Annotated in this window: 16 protein-coding genes and 4 tRNA genes; all 20 read right to left on the minus strand. The window is 66.3% G+C overall.

Annotation, left to right across the window (positions count from 1 at the left end; translation table 11 throughout):
- Positions 1 to 7: 7 nt before the first annotated feature.
- The 20 genes from rpmC to ABE488_RS01645 all read right to left on the minus strand — a co-directional run bounded on the left by rpmC (position 8) and on the right by ABE488_RS01645 (position 11,883).
- Complete coding sequence (gene rpmC / locus ABE488_RS01550; protein ID WP_047137636.1) at positions 8 to 196, minus strand: 50S ribosomal protein L29; 189 nt, start codon at positions 194 to 196, stop codon at positions 8 to 10.
- A complete protein-coding gene (gene rplP, locus ABE488_RS01555) occupies positions 196 to 609 on the minus strand; it encodes a 50S ribosomal protein L16 (RefSeq protein WP_183426251.1) in 414 nt (137 codons plus the stop codon). The genes rpmC and rplP overlap by 1 nt, the downstream gene beginning before the upstream one ends.
- 2 nt (positions 610 to 611) lie before the next feature.
- Positions 612 to 1,349 (minus strand): 30S ribosomal protein S3, encoded by a 738-nt coding sequence (gene rpsC / locus ABE488_RS01560; RefSeq protein WP_047137638.1) that lies wholly within the window; start codon positions 1,347 to 1,349, stop codon positions 612 to 614.
- Positions 1,350 to 1,742 (minus strand): 50S ribosomal protein L22, encoded by a 393-nt coding sequence (gene rplV / locus ABE488_RS01565; RefSeq protein WP_047137639.1) that lies wholly within the window; start codon positions 1,740 to 1,742, stop codon positions 1,350 to 1,352.
- Positions 1,743 to 1,752: 10 nt separating this feature from the next.
- The gene (gene rpsS, locus ABE488_RS01570; protein ID WP_047137640.1) at positions 1,753 to 2,025 is read right to left on the minus strand and encodes a 30S ribosomal protein S19; all 273 of its coding nucleotides are present in this window, start codon (positions 2,023 to 2,025) and stop codon (positions 1,753 to 1,755) included.
- A 6-nt stretch (positions 2,026 to 2,031) separates the two neighbouring features.
- Positions 2,032 to 2,859, minus strand: coding sequence for a 50S ribosomal protein L2 (gene rplB / locus ABE488_RS01575; protein WP_047137641.1), 828 nt, complete (start codon positions 2,857 to 2,859; stop codon positions 2,032 to 2,034).
- A gap of 10 nt (positions 2,860 to 2,869) precedes the next feature.
- Entirely contained in the window at positions 2,870 to 3,169 is a 300-nt protein-coding gene (rplW, locus tag ABE488_RS01580) for a 50S ribosomal protein L23 (protein WP_183426252.1), read from the minus strand.
- On the minus strand, positions 3,166 to 3,771 hold the full coding sequence (gene rplD, locus ABE488_RS01585; RefSeq protein ID WP_346443300.1) for a 50S ribosomal protein L4: 606 nt from the start codon (positions 3,769 to 3,771) through the stop codon (positions 3,166 to 3,168). Before rplD ends, rplW begins: the two co-directional genes overlap by 4 nt.
- Positions 3,772 to 3,782: 11 nt before the next feature.
- A complete protein-coding gene (gene rplC, locus ABE488_RS01590; protein ID WP_241945547.1) occupies positions 3,783 to 4,436 on the minus strand; it encodes a 50S ribosomal protein L3 in 654 nt (217 codons plus the stop codon).
- Positions 4,437 to 4,447: 11 nt separating this feature from the next.
- Positions 4,448 to 4,759 carry a 30S ribosomal protein S10 gene (gene rpsJ / locus ABE488_RS01595; RefSeq protein ID WP_047137645.1) on the minus strand — a complete coding sequence of 104 codons (312 nt, stop codon included), beginning with the start codon at positions 4,757 to 4,759 and terminating at the stop codon, positions 4,448 to 4,450.
- A gap of 434 nt (positions 4,760 to 5,193) precedes the next feature.
- Complete coding sequence (tuf, locus tag ABE488_RS01600) at positions 5,194 to 6,384, minus strand: elongation factor Tu (RefSeq protein WP_346446831.1); 1,191 nt, start codon at positions 6,382 to 6,384, stop codon at positions 5,194 to 5,196.
- Positions 6,385 to 6,479: 95 nt separating this feature from the next.
- Positions 6,480 to 6,555 (minus strand) — tRNA-Thr (locus tag ABE488_RS01605).
- A 37-nt stretch (positions 6,556 to 6,592) separates the two neighbouring features.
- Positions 6,593 to 6,666, minus strand: a tRNA-Gly gene (locus ABE488_RS01610).
- A 62-nt stretch (positions 6,667 to 6,728) separates the two neighbouring features.
- Positions 6,729 to 6,814, minus strand: a tRNA-Tyr gene (locus ABE488_RS01615).
- Positions 6,815 to 6,953: 139 nt separating this feature from the next.
- On the minus strand, positions 6,954 to 8,021 hold the full coding sequence (locus ABE488_RS01620; RefSeq protein ID WP_346445219.1) for an isoaspartyl peptidase/L-asparaginase: 1,068 nt from the start codon (positions 8,019 to 8,021) through the stop codon (positions 6,954 to 6,956).
- A gap of 209 nt (positions 8,022 to 8,230) precedes the next feature.
- Positions 8,231 to 9,322, minus strand: a complete 1,092-nt coding sequence (gene ychF / locus ABE488_RS01625; protein WP_346445218.1) for a redox-regulated ATPase YchF — start codon at positions 9,320 to 9,322, stop codon at positions 8,231 to 8,233.
- An 85-nt stretch (positions 9,323 to 9,407) separates the two neighbouring features.
- Positions 9,408 to 9,992 (minus strand): aminoacyl-tRNA hydrolase, encoded by a 585-nt coding sequence (gene pth / locus ABE488_RS01630; RefSeq protein ID WP_346445217.1) that lies wholly within the window; start codon positions 9,990 to 9,992, stop codon positions 9,408 to 9,410.
- Positions 9,993 to 10,044: 52 nt separating this feature from the next.
- Positions 10,045 to 10,698 (minus strand): 50S ribosomal protein L25/general stress protein Ctc, encoded by a 654-nt coding sequence (locus ABE488_RS01635; protein WP_346445216.1) that lies wholly within the window; start codon positions 10,696 to 10,698, stop codon positions 10,045 to 10,047.
- A gap of 83 nt (positions 10,699 to 10,781) precedes the next feature.
- Positions 10,782 to 11,741: a ribose-phosphate diphosphokinase gene (locus ABE488_RS01640; RefSeq protein WP_346445215.1), complete on the minus strand. Its 960-nt coding sequence runs from the start codon at positions 11,739 to 11,741 to the stop codon at positions 10,782 to 10,784.
- 66 nt (positions 11,742 to 11,807) lie between these two features.
- Positions 11,808 to 11,883: transfer RNA gene (locus ABE488_RS01645), tRNA-Gln, on the minus strand.
- Between the last annotated feature and the right edge of the window lie 34 nt (positions 11,884 to 11,917).

Raw genomic sequence — 11,917 nt, forward strand, 5'->3', positions numbered from 1 at the left:
CGGGTCCTTACTTCTTCTGGCCGATCAGGGTGTTGACGCGCGCAATCTCGCGGCGCACCCGACGGGCTTCGTGCGTCTTGGTCAGCTGACCGGTCGCCTTCTGCATGCGGAGCGAGAAACGCTCCTTGTGCAGCTCGAGCAGATGCGACTGCAGCTCTTCTGCCGACTTCTCGCGGAGTTCCTTGGTCGTAGCCATCAGCGCACCGTCCGGGTCACGAATTGGGTGGTGACCGAAAGCTTGGCGGCAGCCAGGCGGAACGCTTCGCGTGCCACCGTCTCCTCGACGCCCTCGATCTCGTAGATCATGCGGCCGGGCTGGATCTGGGCGACCCAGTACTCCACGCCGCCCTTGCCCGAGCCCATTCGGACTTCGATCGGCTTCTTTGTGATCGGCTTGTCCGGGAACACGCGGATCCACATCTTGCCGCCGCGCTTGACGTGACGGCTGATGGTCCGGCGACCGGCTTCGATCTGACGCGCGGTCAGCTGGCCGGTCGCGGTGGCCCGCAGGCCGTACTCGCCGAAGCTGACGGCGTTGCCGCTCCACGACAGGCCTTCGTTACGGCCCTTGTGCATCTTGCGGTATTTGGTTCGCTTGGGTTGCAGCATGATTAGTCCCTCGCCTCGCGTTCACGACGCGGACCACGGCGCTCGCGGTCTCCGCGGTCACCACGCTCGCCGCGCGGCGTGTCGTCCTGCTTCTCCTGGCCGACCTGGGAGAAATCGAAGATCTCGCCCTTGTAGATCCAGGTCTTGATGCCGATGATCCCGTAGGTCGTCTTGGCCTCGGCGAAGCCGTAGTCGACGTCGGCGCGCAGCGTGTGCAGCGGCACGCGACCTTCGCGGTACCACTCCGAACGTGCGATCTCGGCGCCGTTGAGGCGGCCGGCGACGTTGACCTTGATGCCCAGCGCACCCAGGCGCATCGCATTGCCGACCGCACGCTTCATCGCGCGACGGAACATGATGCGGCGCTCGAGCTGCTGCGCGATCGACTCGGCGACCAGCTGCGCGTCGAGCTCCGGCTTGCGGACCTCGGTCACGTTGATGTGCGCCGGAACGCCCATCATCTGGCTCACGTCCTTGCGCAGCTTCTCGATGTCCTCGCCGCGCTTGCCGATCACCACGCCCGGACGGGCGGTGTGGATCGTCACGCGCGCGGTCTTGGCCGGACGCTCGATCAGGATCTTGCTGATGCCGGCCTGCGCCAGGCGCTTGCGCAGCATCTCGCGGACCTTCAGGTCGGCGGCCAGGTACTCGGCGTATTCCTTCTTGCCGGCGTACCACTTGGAGTTCCAGTCCTTGGCGATGCCCAGGCGGATACCGGTGGGATGAACTTTATGACCCATTTACTTGCCCTCTCCCACGACGACGGTGATGTGGCTGGTGCGCTTGAGGATGCGGGTACCGCGTCCCTTTGCGCGCGCCATGAAGCGCTTCAGCGTCGGACCTTCGTCGACCGTGATGGTGGCGATCTTCAGCTCGTCGACATCGGCGCCGGCATTGTTCTCGGCGTTGGCGATGGCCGACTCGACGACCTTCTTGATCAGGTGCGCGGCCTTCTTGTCCGAGAACTTCAGCAGGCCGACGGCGCGCTCGACCGGCAGACCGCGGACCTGGTCGGCGACCAGGCGGGCCTTCTGGGGCGAGATGCGCGCGGTCCGCAGGATCGCGGTGCGCTTGTTGACCTCGGTGCGAGCGCGCTTCTGCTCTTCGAGGCGGGCTTTCGTTGCCTTGTCCATTGTGCGCTCCTTACCTGCCCGACTTCTTGTCGCCGCCGTGACCCTTGAACGTCCGGGTCAGGGCGAACTCGCCGAGCTTGTGGCCAACCATGTTCTCGTTGACGAGCACCGGAATGTGGTTCTTGCCGTTGTGGATGGCGATCGTGAAGCCGACCATTTCCGGCAGGACCATCGAGCGGCGCGACCAGGTCTTGATCGGCTTCTTGGTGTTGGTGCCGGCGGCCTCGACCTTCTTGATGAGGTGGTGGTCGACGAACGGACCCTTCTTGAGTGAACGTGCCATGGTCTATCAGCTCCTACGGTCGCGCACGATGAACTGCTGCGTCCGCTTGTTATGGCGGGTCTTGTAACCCTTGGTCGGCACGCCCCACGGGGTGACCGGGTGCGGGTTGCCTTGTCCGGCGCGGGCCTCACCACCGCCGTGCGGATGGTCGACCGGGTTCATCGCCGCACCGCGGACGGTGGGCTTGACGCCGCGCCAGCGCTTGGCGCCGGCCTTGCCGAGCTTCTCGAGGCTGTGCTCGTCGTTGCTGACCTCGCCGATCGTGGCGCGGCACTCCGACGGCACCCGACGCACTTCGCCCGAACGCAGGCGCACCGTCGCGTAGACGCCCTCACGGGCGATCAGCTGGACGGCAGCACCGGCGGCACGCGCGATCTGCGCGCCCTTGCCGGGCTTCATCTCGATGCAGTGGATCGTCGAGCCGACCGGGATGTTGCGCAGCGGCAGCGTGTTGCCGGTCTTGATCGGCGCGTCGGAACCCGCGATCACCTGATCGCCGGCCTTCAGGCCCTTGGGGGCGATGATGTAGCGGCGCTCACCGTCGACGTACACCAGCAGCGCGATGTGCGCGGTGCGGTTGGGGTCGTACTCGATGCGCTCCACGCGCGCCGGAATGCCTTCCTTGTCGCGCTTGAAGTCAACGATGCGGTAGTGCTGCTTGTGACCGCCGCCGATGTGGCGGGTGGTGATCCGGCCGTGGTGGTTGCGACCACCCGACTTGCTCTTCTTCTCGACCAGCGCGGCGTGCGGCGCACCCTTGTGCAGCTCGGGGTGCACGACGCGGACCGCGGAGCGGCGACCGGCGGACGTGGGCTTGAATTTCATCAATGGCATCGGGGCTTCCTCAGACCTTCGCGTTCATGACGTCGATCGACTGGCCATCGGCCAGCTTCACGTAGGCCTTGCGCCAGTCGCCGCGGCTGCCCTGGCGCTGACGGAAGGACTTGTTCTTGCCCTTCACGTTGACGACGTTGACCGCCTCGACCTTGACGTCGAACAGCTTCTCGACCGCGGCCTTGATGTCGGCCTTGGTGGCGACCGTCGACACTTCGAACGCGTACTGGTTGGACAGTTCCTGCAGGCGCGCGGTCTTCTCGGACACGCGCGGCGCACGGATCACTTCATAGAGCTTGGCGTCGTTCATGCCAGCCACTCCTCGATCTTCTTCACCGCATCGGTGGTGATCAGCACGGAATCGGCGCCGACCAGCGCGACCGGATCCAGGCCCTGCACGTCGCGGATCTCGACGTACGGCAGGTTGCGTGCCGACAGGTACAGGTGCTCGGACGCGTCTTCGGTCACGATCAGCGGACGCTTGCCCAGGTCGAATTCCTTGAGCTTGGCGATCATGCCGCTGGTCTTGGTCTCGGTCAGGTCGAACGTCTCGACGATCGTCAGACGGCCTTGACGGTTGAGCTCGGACAGGATCGCCGACATCGCCGCGCGGTACATCTTGCGGTTGACCTTCTGCTCGAAGCTGCGCGGCTTGGCCGCGAAGGTCACGCCACCGCCGACGAAGATCGGAGCGGTCAGGGCGCCGTGACGTGCACCGCCGCCCTTCTGCTTCTTCGACTTCTTGGTCGTGCCGCTGACTTCCGAACGGGTCTTCTGGGCCTTGGTGCCGGCGCGGCCGGCGTTGCGATAGGCGACGACGACCTGGTGAACCAGATCCTCGCTGAAATCGCGGCCGAACACGGCGTCGGAGACCGACAGCTTGCTGCTGCTGTTGTTGATTGCGAGTTCCATCGTGCTACTCCTTATGCCTTGCTCGACGGACGCACGATCACGTCGCCGCCCGGCGCGCCCGGCACGGCGCCCTTGACCGCGATCAGGCCGCGCTCGGCGTCGACCTTGACGATCTGCAGGCGCTGCGTCGTCTGGACGTCGGCACCCATGTGGCCCGACATCTTCTTGCCCGGGAACACGCGGCCCGGCGTCTGGCGCTGGCCCAGCGAACCGGGCTGGCGGTGCGACAGCGAGTTACCGTGCGTGGCGTCGCCCATCTTGAAGTTCCAGCGCTTGATCGTGCCCTGGAAGCCCTTGCCCTTGGTGACGCCCTGGACGTCGACGAGCTGGCCCACTTCGAAGATGTCGGCGCGGATCTCGCCGCCGACGCTGAAGTCGGCGATCTTGTCGTCGGCCACGCGCAGCTCCCACAGGCCACGGCCGGCTTCGACCTTCGCCTTGGCGAGGTGACCGGTTTCGGGCTTGTTGACCAGCACGGCACGCTTGCTGCCGGCGGTGACCTGCACGGCGCTGTAGCCGTCGGTCTCGGGGGTCTTCACCTGGGTGATACGGTTGGGGGTGGCTTCGATCAGCGTCACCGGCACGGACTTGCCGTCTTCGGTGAACACGCGGCTCATGCCGGCCTTACGGCCGACGATGCCCAACGAATGAATCTTCGCGGTCATGGTGGCGGCCCTCAGGTCAGCTTGATCTGGACGTCGACGCCAGCCGCGAGCTCGAGCTTCATCAGCGCGTCCACGGTCTTGTCGTTGGGGTCGACGATATCGAGCACGCGCTTGTGCGTGCGGGTCTCGTACTGGTCACGCGCATCCTTGTCGACGTGCGGCGACGTGAGGATGGTGTAACGCTCGATCTTGGTCGGCAGCGGGATGGGGCCGCGCACCTGGGCGCCTGTCCGCTTCGCGGTTTCGACGATCTCGCTGGCCGAACGGTCGATCAGACGATGATCGAACGCCTTGAGGCGGATCCGGATCTTTTGGTCCGTCATGACGGAAATATCCTTCGTTAAAAGAGCGACGGGCCCGCGGCTGGGTGCGCGGAACCCCTGTGAAATCGTGGCTGACCGGAGCATTCACCCGCGCCCCGGGGCCTTTCCCTGGAAAAACGAAAGGCAGATCGGTCGCCCGATCCGCCCAGACCTGGAATTGCAGACGCAATAACCCGCTCCATCCCATCGTGCTCCGAAGACCTTCGGAACGGGTGGAGCGCAGCCTCGCGACATTTCCGTGTCTGGCGAAGACGAGGGCATCCTGCACCTCATTTCGCAATGTCGCGGGCTGGCGTGGATCAGCCAACCCGCGAGGGTCTTGCATTCTAGCGGGTACCGCAGGGCCGGCGCAAGCCCCTGCCCTGCGAAAACCGGAACGGACCGGAGGACCGGTCCGCTCGCTTGCGTCCAAGCCCAACGCGTGGGCTATCGGCTTACTTGATGATCTTGGCCACGACACCGGCGCCGACGGTCCGGCCGCCTTCGCGGATCGCGAAGCGCAGGCCTTCGTCCATCGCCACCGGGTTGATCAGCGTGACCACCATCTTCACGTTGTCGCCCGGCATCACCATCTCGGTGCCTTCCGGCAGCTCGACCGCACCGGTGATGTCGGTGGTGCGGAAGTAGAACTGCGGACGGTAGCCCTTGAAGAACGGCGTGTGACGGCCGCCTTCGTCCTTCGACAGCACGTACACCTCGGCCTCGAAGTCGGTGTGCGGCTTGATCGAACCCGGCTTGGCCAGCACCTGGCCACGCTCGACGTCGTCACGCTTGGTGCCGCGCAGCAGCAGACCGGCATTGTCGCCCGCCTGGCCCTGATCGAGCAGCTTGCGGAACATCTCCACGCCCGTGACGGTCGTCTTCTGCACCGGACGGATACCGACGATCTCGATTTCGTCGCCGACCTTGATGATGCCGCGCTCGATACGGCCCGTGACCACCGTGCCGCGACCCGAGATCGAGAACACGTCCTCGACCGGCATCAGGAACGCCTTGTCGATGTCGCGCTCCGGCTCCGGAATCCAGGTGTCCAGCGCCTCGACCAGCTTCAGGATCGCAGGCACGCCGATCTCCGACTGGTCGCCTTCCAGCGCCAGGCGCGCCGAACCCGAGATGATCGGGGTGTCGTCGCCCGGGAACTCGTACTTGCTCAGCAGCTCGCGCACTTCCATCTCGACCAGCTCGAGCAACTCGGCGTCGTCCACCATGTCGGCCTTGTTCAGGAACACGACGATGTACGGCACGCCGACCTGACGCGACAGCAGGATGTGCTCGCGCGTCTGCGGCATCGGGCCGTCAGCGGCCGAGCACACCAGGATCGCGCCGTCCATCTGCGCCGCACCGGTGATCATGTTCTTGACGTAGTCCGCGTGGCCCGGGCAGTCGACGTGCGCGTAGTGGCGCGTCGGGCTCTCGTATTCCACGTGCGCGGTCGAGATCGTGATGCCGCGCGCCTTCTCTTCGGGCGCCGCATCGATCGAGGAGTAATCCTTGAACTCGCCGCCGAAACGCTCGGCGCCGATCTTCGTCAGCGCCGCCGTCAGCGTCGTCTTGCCGTGGTCGACGTGACCAATCGTGCCGACATTGACGTGCGGCTTGGTGCGCTCGAACTTACCCTTTGCCATGGCTGCCTTGTCTCGCTGAACGTTTGTGAATTGACTGCCTTAATGAAAAGTCCGGCCATGAATGGCCGGGCTCTTCGCGGAAGGATCCGCATATATGGTGCTCACGAAAGGAATCGAACCTTCGACCTCCTCCTTACCAAGGAGGTGCTCTACCGACTGAGCTACGTGAGCAACGATTTCAACCTCTGGATGCGGCCGGAGCCGTCAATGGAGCGGGAGACGGGGATCGAACCCGCACCATCAGCTTGGAAGGCTGAGGTTCTACCATTGAACTACTCCCGCACCGGGATCCAGCCTGCCGCACAACCTGTCGCACTGCTTGTTCGTTCCACCGGACTGCAAGATGGTGGAGGGAGGTGGATTCGAACCACCGAAGGCGTAAGCCAGCAGATTTACAGTCTGCCCCCGTTGGCCGCTTGGGTATCCCTCCGGCGATTTCGCGTTGCCGGTGAAAACAGCCCGCGATTTTGGGGCCAGTTTCCCTTCCTGTCAACGTCGCGATGCGATGGAGCCAGGCTGCCCCGCCCCGGTACCTGCGGTACGCGATGGCGGGGCGCGCATAGTACCGGTCAACGCGCCGGCGCGCCATCCTCTACGGCCACATCGTCGCGCCCGATCGCGACATGCGGCACGCCATCGGCACCGATCCAGCCCCGATACATGCCTTCGGTATTGAACGGCATGACGACGTGGCCGGTGGCATCGAGCGCGATCGCACCGCCATTGCCGCCCATCGCCGGGATCTCCCGGTCGATCACCGCGGCGGCCGCCTCGTCGATGCTCTCGCCCAACAGCCCGACGCGACTGCAGATCGCATGCGCGGCGGCGCTGCGGATGTAGAACTCGCCCCAGCCGGTGCCCGAGACCGCACACCGCGCATCGGCCCAGGTCCCGGCACCGATCACCGGCGCATCGCCCACCCGCCCCCAGCGCTTGTCGGTCATGCCGCCGGTCGAGGTCGCCGCGGCCAGCGCACCGCGCGCGTCGAGCGCGACCGCGCCGACGGTTCCGAAGTAGCGCAGCGGGTCATCGGCGACGACGCTCGCCGCGCGCTCGGCCGCCGCCCCTTCGGCGCGGGCCTTCTGCAACTGCTGCCAGCGCTTCTCGGTCCGGAACCAGGCCGGATCGATCAGTTCGACGCCCTGCGACTGCGCGAACGCTTCGGCGCCTTCGCCGATCAGCATCACGTGTGGCGAGTCCTCCATGACCCGACGCGCGAGCTGGATCGGATTGCGGATCCGTCGCACGCCCGCGACCGCGCCCGCGGCGCGCGTGGCACCGTCCATCAGCGAGGCGTCGAGCTCGTTGCGCCCCTCGTGGGTGAACACCGCGCCACGGCCGGCGTTGAACGCCGGATCGTCCTCGAGCACGGTGACCGCCGCGACCACCGCATCGAGCGCCGGCCGCCCCTCGCGCAGCAAGGCGTGGCCGGTGCGCAGCGCCAGGGTCAACGCCGCGCGCGCCGACGCTTCTTCCTCGGGCGTCAGGTTGCCGCGCACGACGCCGGCGCCGCCGTGGATCGCCAGCACCGGACCGGCGACAGCAGGGGCCGGGGCCGCGTCGGACGCGGCGGCCAGGGAGGGGGCGATGGCCGCGCTCGACAGCAGGAGGCAGGCGGACAGGGCAAGTGCGCGCATTGGGATTCCGGTGGTGTGACGAAACCCCGAGTGTAGGCGCGACACGCCGCCGGGACGTACCGAGCCGACATGCGACGCGGCGCGGCCCTCGCGCTCGGACGCGCCGCGACGCCAGAAGCGCCAAAGGCGCCCCGAAGGACGCCTTTGGCGAGATCGCCGCCGCGGACTCACATCGTGGAGTTCACACGCGAGAGCCCACGCAGCAGCGATCACACATTGAAGCGGAAGTGCATCACATCGCCATCCTTGACGATGTACTCCTTGCCTTCCAGGCGCCACTTGCCGGCCTCCTTGGCACCCGATTCGCCGCCGTAGCGGATGAAGTCGTCGTAGCCGACGACCTCGGCGCGGATGAAGCCTTTCTCGAAGTCGGTATGGATGACCGCCGCGGCCTGCGGCGCGGTCGCACCGATCTTCACCGTCCAGGCCCGCACTTCCTTGACGCCGGCAGTGAAGTAGGTCTGCAACGCCAGCAGGCCGTAGGCGGCGCGGATCACCCGGTTCAGGCCTGGCTCGTCGAGCCCGAGATCGGCCAGGAACGCATCACGGTCGGCGTCGTCGAGCTGCGACAGCTCCTCTTCGATCGCTGCCGACACCGGCACAACCTCGGCGCCCTCGCCCACCGCGCGCGCGCGCACCGCGTCGAGGTGCGGATTGTTCTCGAAGCCATCCTCGAGCACGTTGGCGATGTACAGCACCGGCTTGGCCGTGAGCAGGAACAGATCGCGGATCGCTGCGCGGTCGTCGTCCGACAGCTTGAGCGACCGTACCGGCTGACCGTCGGCCAGCCCCTTGTGCACGCGGCCGAGCACCTCGGCGCGGACCTTCGCCTCCTTGTCGCCGGTCTTGGCCGAACGCTCGGCGCGCTGCAGCGCGCGCTCGACCGAATCGAGATCGGCCAGCGCCAGTTCGGTATCGATCGTCTCGATGTCGGCGATCGGATCGACCTTGTTGTTGACGTGGATGACGTCCGGGTTCTCGAAGCAGCGCACGACGTGCGTGATCGCATCGACCTCGCGGATGTGCGACAGGAACTTGTTGCCCAGGCCCTCGCCGCTGGCCGCGCCGGCGACCAGCCCGGCGATGTCGACAAACTCGACCGCCGTTGGCAGCACCTTCTGCGGCTTGACGATCGTCGCCAGCGCGTTCAGGCGCAGATCCGGTACCGGCACGATGCCGACGTTCGGCTCGATCGTGCAGAACGGAAAGTTGGCCGCAGCGATACCCGCCTTGGTCAGCGCATTGAAGAGAGTCGACTTGCCGACGTTCGGCAGGCCGACGATGCCGCATTTGATGCCCATGGCGCGTCCGTGATTCGTGATTCGTAATTCGTGATTGGGGATTCGAACAAGCCGGCGCATGCCGCGACGAATCGCCAATCACCAATTACGGCTTCGCCGTATGCAGCCGCGTCATCGCGTCCATGACATTGCCCGCCAGCGCGAGCGGCAGTGCGTCGATCGCGTCGTCCACGGCGCGGCCGATCAGGATGTCGTCCTCGACGCTCGGTCGGCCCAGCACCCAGGGCGTGACCTTGTCGCGGTGGCCGGGATGGCCGATGCCGATACGCAGGCGATGGAACCGACCGTGCCCCAGCAGCCGCATCGTGTCGCGCAGGCCGTTCTGGCCACCATGCCCGCCGTCGAACTTGAGCCGGGCCACACCGGGCGGCAGATCGAGTTCGTCATGGGCGATCAGCGTGCACTCGGGATCGATCTTCCAGAAGCGCTGCGCGGCCAGCACCGATTTGCCGCTCAGGTTCATGAAGGTCGCCGGCTTCAGCAGCCGCACGTCATGACCGCCGATCCGCACCCGCGCGGTCTCGCCGAACAGCTTGGCATCGATGCCGAAGGCCTCGCCGGCACGTGCGGCGAGCTCGTCGACGACGCGGAACCCGGCGTTGTGCCGGGTCCGCGCGTACTCGGGACCGGGATTGCCCAGCCCCACGATCAATTGCAGACCGGTCGTCATTGCAACGCCGCCTGGACGCGCGCGCCGACGGGCGCACGCGTCCTGGACGGAATCACTCGTCCTTCGCGGCCTTGGTCGCCGGCACGTCGGCCGATGCGCCCTCGCCCTCTTCCGGCTCGGCTTCGACGCGACCGTGCTTGGCGACGACGACGGCCACATCGTGATCGGGACCCAGCGCCAGCTCGGGAATCTCCACACCCTTGGGCAGCTTCAGCGCCGAGAGGTGGATGATGTCGCCGACAGCCAGATCGGCCAGGTCGACCTCGATCGAGGACGGCAGGTCCTTGGGCAGGCAGGTCACGGTGACTTCGGTGAGCTCGTGCATGACGATCACGTCGGCCGCCTTGCCGGCCGGCGAGGTCTCCTCGTTGAGGAAGTGCAGCTGCACCGCCGTCTTGATCACCTCGTTGTCGTTCACGCGCTGGAAGTCCAGGTGCAGGATCTGCTGCTTGAACGGGTGACGCTGCATGTCGCGCAGCAGCACCTTCTGGACGTCGCCGTTGAGGCTCAGGTCGAGGATCGACGCGTAGAACCACTCGTGCTGGCTGGCGAGCCAGACATCGTTGTGGCTGAGCTTGATGCTCACCGGTGCGAGGTCGCCGCCGTAGACGACGGCAGGCACTTCACCGGCGTGACGGAGGCGGCGGCTCGCACCCTTCCCCTCGTCCTCGCGGCGCTGCACCTTGATTTCATGCGTGGTAGCCATGTTGGTGTTCACTTTTTCTAGGTTGGAACCGCCTCGCGGCGGTGATGCGTCTCGTCCGCGACCAGACGAGACGTTGCAGCAGGTCAGTCGACGTAGAGCGAACTGACCGACTCGCCGAACGCGATCCGGCGGATCGTCTCGGCGAGCAGTTCGGCGACGCTGAGCTGGCGGATGCGCGCGCAGTTGCGCGCAGCCTCCGACAGCGGAATGGTGTCGGTGACGACCATTTCGTCGAGTTGGGACTTGTTGATGTTGTCGATCGCAGCCCCCGACAGCACCGCGTGCGTGCAGTAGGCGACGACCTTGATGGCCCCCTGCGCCTTGAGCGCGGCGGCGGCGGCGCACAGCGTACCGGCGGTATCGACGATGTCGTCGACCAGCACGCAGGTCTTGCCCTGCACGTCGCCGATGATGTTCATCACCGTGGCGACGTTCGCACGCGGACGGCGCTTGTCGATGATCGCCAGCTCCGCATCGTCCAGGCGCTTGGCGATCGCGCGCGCGCGCACCACGCCCCCGACGTCCGGGGACACGACGATCAGGTTGTCGGTGCCGTGTGCGCGCCAGATGTCGGCCAGCAGCAACGGCGAGGCATAGACGTTGTCGACCGGGATGTCGAAAAACCCCTGGATCTGGTCGGCGTGCAGGTCGACCGTCAGCACGCGATCGGCGCCGGCAGCGGTGATGATGCGCGCGGCGACCTTGGCAGTGATCGGCACACGGCTCGAACGCAGCCGGCGGTCCTGGCGCGAGTAGCCGAAGTACGGAATCACCGCGGTGACGCTCGAGACCGATGCGCGCTTGAGCGCGTCGATGAGCACCAGCAGCTCCATCAGGTTCTCGGCCGAGGGTGCGCAGGTGGGCTGCAGGACGAACACGTCCTGGCGGCGCACGGTTTCCTCGATCTCGACCTGCACCTCGCCGTCGGAGAACGTGGACACCAGCGCCCGCCCCTGGCGCACGCCCAACTCGCGACAGACGGACTTGGCGAGCGGGCGATTGGCGTTGCCCGAGAAGATCAGGAGATTGCGTTCTTCTTTCATGTCGGAGATTCCGCGTCGCTCTGACCGAGCGGATGGAAGGACCGCGCACGCACGCGCGCACGGGCATGGCAGGGGCGGCAGGATTCGAACCTGCGAATGCCGGGATCAAAACCCGGTGCCTTAACCACTTGGCGACGCCCCTATGGCGAACAGGACTGGAGATCGGGGATCAGGAA

It is taken from the genome of Luteimonas sp. TWI662, from assembly GCF_039673825.1.
GTDB lineage: Bacteria > Pseudomonadota > Gammaproteobacteria > Xanthomonadales > Xanthomonadaceae > Luteimonas.

Excerpts from the sequence above, each read along its gene's own strand:
- rpmC (WP_047137636.1), bottom strand. The coding sequence starts at position 196 with ATGGCTACGACCAAGGAACTCCGCGAGAAGTCGGCAGAAGAGCTGCAG.
- rplP (WP_183426251.1), bottom strand. The coding sequence starts at position 609 with ATGCTGCAACCCAAGCGAACCAAATACCGCAAGATGCACAAGGGCCGT.
- rpsC (WP_047137638.1), bottom strand. The coding sequence starts at position 1,349 with ATGGGTCATAAAGTTCATCCCACCGGTATCCGCCTGGGCATCGCCAAG.
- rplV (WP_047137639.1), bottom strand. The coding sequence starts at position 1,742 with ATGGACAAGGCAACGAAAGCCCGCCTCGAAGAGCAGAAGCGCGCTCGC.
- rpsS (WP_047137640.1), bottom strand. The coding sequence starts at position 2,025 with ATGGCACGTTCACTCAAGAAGGGTCCGTTCGTCGACCACCACCTCATC.
- rplB (WP_047137641.1), bottom strand. The coding sequence starts at position 2,859 with ATGCCATTGATGAAATTCAAGCCCACGTCCGCCGGTCGCCGCTCCGCG.
- rplW (WP_183426252.1), bottom strand. The coding sequence starts at position 3,169 with ATGAACGACGCCAAGCTCTATGAAGTGATCCGTGCGCCGCGCGTGTCC.
- rplD (WP_346443300.1), bottom strand. The coding sequence starts at position 3,771 with ATGGAACTCGCAATCAACAACAGCAGCAGCAAGCTGTCGGTCTCCGAC.
- rplC (WP_241945547.1), bottom strand. The coding sequence starts at position 4,436 with ATGACCGCGAAGATTCATTCGTTGGGCATCGTCGGCCGTAAGGCCGGC.
- rpsJ (WP_047137645.1), bottom strand. The coding sequence starts at position 4,759 with ATGACGGACCAAAAGATCCGGATCCGCCTCAAGGCGTTCGATCATCGT.
- tuf (WP_346446831.1), bottom strand. The coding sequence starts at position 6,384 with ATGGCAAAGGGTAAGTTCGAGCGCACCAAGCCGCACGTCAATGTCGGC.
- ABE488_RS01620 (WP_346445219.1), bottom strand. The coding sequence starts at position 8,021 with ATGCGCGCACTTGCCCTGTCCGCCTGCCTCCTGCTGTCGAGCGCGGCC.
- ychF (WP_346445218.1), bottom strand. The coding sequence starts at position 9,322 with ATGGGCATCAAATGCGGCATCGTCGGCCTGCCGAACGTCGGCAAGTCG.
- pth (WP_346445217.1), bottom strand. The coding sequence starts at position 9,992 with ATGACGACCGGTCTGCAATTGATCGTGGGGCTGGGCAATCCCGGTCCC.
- ABE488_RS01635 (WP_346445216.1), bottom strand. The coding sequence starts at position 10,698 with ATGGCTACCACGCATGAAATCAAGGTGCAGCGCCGCGAGGACGAGGGG.
- ABE488_RS01640 (WP_346445215.1), bottom strand. The coding sequence starts at position 11,741 with ATGAAAGAAGAACGCAATCTCCTGATCTTCTCGGGCAACGCCAATCGC.